The sequence below is a fragment of the Frankia gtarii genome (assembly GCF_025403375.1).
Classification (GTDB): domain Bacteria; phylum Actinomycetota; class Actinomycetes; order Frankiales; family Frankiaceae; genus Frankia; species Frankia gtarii.
Genome location: NZ_JAMPTM010000521.1, coordinates 1 through 1,621 on the forward strand (window position 1 = coordinate 1; position 1,621 = coordinate 1,621).

Annotated in this window: 2 protein-coding genes; both read right to left on the reverse strand. The window is 72.7% G+C overall.

Features of this window, described 5'->3' with window-relative positions:
- Positions 1-203: 203 nt before the first annotated feature.
- Positions 204-623 carry a nuclear transport factor 2 family protein gene (locus NBZ83_RS32025; protein ID WP_261576500.1) on the reverse strand — a complete coding sequence of 140 codons (420 nt, stop codon included), beginning with the start codon at positions 621-623 and terminating at the stop codon, positions 204-206.
- Between the two features lie 77 nt (positions 624-700).
- Complete coding sequence (locus tag NBZ83_RS32030; RefSeq protein ID WP_261576501.1) at positions 701-1,336, reverse strand: protease; 636 nt, start codon at positions 1,334-1,336, stop codon at positions 701-703.
- Between the last annotated feature and the right edge of the window lie 285 nt (positions 1,337-1,621).

Sequence of the window (1,621 nt, forward strand, 5' to 3'; positions counted from 1 at the left end):
CCCCGCCCCCGCGCTGGTCCTCCAGCTCCGAGGCATCCACAGACTCGTCGTCGAACTGCATGTCCCGCCCTCCACCGTGTCCCGGGCCCGTCCGATCTGCCCGAGTTCCGCAGGCAGTATGTCCGGATCGATCAGGGCCCGAACATCGACCCACCGATCCGACGGATGATCCCGCTCCCAGCACGGCGGTCAGCGGCCAGCGGTCAGTCGGCGGCGTCGAGCTGGCGGGCCAGCAGGGTCTGGTCGAAGTAGAGGCGGTTCTCGGTGATCAGACCGCGTCGGACGCGGTAGACCTCGACGACCCGCAGGATGATGCGCCGCCCGGTCGGGGGGTGCTCGGTGCCGTCGGCATCGCGCAGGACGCCGGTGTGCGTGGCGGTGAGGGTGTACTCCTCGACGACGAGCTCGCCCTGCTCGGCGAGGATGTGCGTGTCGACGTCCGCGTCGTCGAACGCGGCGAGGAACGCGGCGCTGTACCCGGCACCGGCGTCGCGGCCCTCGATGCGCACCCCGCCGGGGGCCTCCACGACCAGGTCTGCGTCGAGCAGCGACCGGAGCGCCGCCTCGTCACCGGCGTCGAACGCCTCCAGCGCCCGCTTGACCGTGTCCAGCGCCTCCCCCATCCGACTCTCCTCGCCCTCCGTCGCCGTCACCTCACCCAGGACGAATCGTCCCATCGGGCGGGGGCACGCGCACCGGTTCAGACACCGGTGGTCGAGCCCGGCCGGATGATCATCAGAACGGTGACGGTGGCCCAGAGCAGGTTGAAGATGCCGACGGTCATCGCGAGGCGCTTGGTGCGGGCGAGCGCGAAGCCGTTCCCGGTCGCCGCGCCGCTGTCCAGGGCCGCTGCCACGCGCGAGGCGGGCAGACTGGCCGTCGGCATGTCGGCGGTCGGCAGGTCCATCGCCGAGACGGGCGCGCCTTCGGACGAGGCCTCGGCGCCACCGGTGCCGGCGGTGCCGGCGGCGCGGGCGACGCGGGCGGCCGCGGCGGTGGTGATCTCGTCGATGAGGTTGCGCTGCGCGGGCAGGATCGCGAAGGCGAGCACGAGCGCGGCGAGGCCGGTCAGCGCGATCGCGACCATGAGCCAGATCTGACCGAGCACGTCGAGGCGCTGCGCGGTGAAGAATCCGAACACGACCACGAGCAGGCCGAGTGCCGAGTAGATCCCGCAGATCCGGTACAGCACCCGCGCGACCCCGGCGGAGTGCTCGTCGCCCGGACGGGCCAGCGCCGCGCGGGCGGCCGGCGGGAACATGCTCGCCGCCACGGCGACCGGCCCGATCGCGACGATCGCGGCAAGGACATGCACGCTGAGCAGGAACTTGTTCACGGTTTCGCCTCGCGGGACGCCTCAGGCGCCGGTCGCGCCGGCCGGGAGCACAGCAAGCAGTTCACGCAACACACCTCGCCGGAACGGGCACCGCCCGGCCGCGAAGCCGCGGAGATCACCAAGCCGCGGGGATCGCCGAGCCGCGGACATCGCGGAGCCAGGGGAAGGGCCGGACGGTACGACGTCGACGCTACGACCCCCGGGACGCCGGCACGCTGACAGGATTGCCATGTATCGCCGTCTTCTCGCCAGCCCCTGCTGGCGCCGGCGGCCACGGACCCGCCC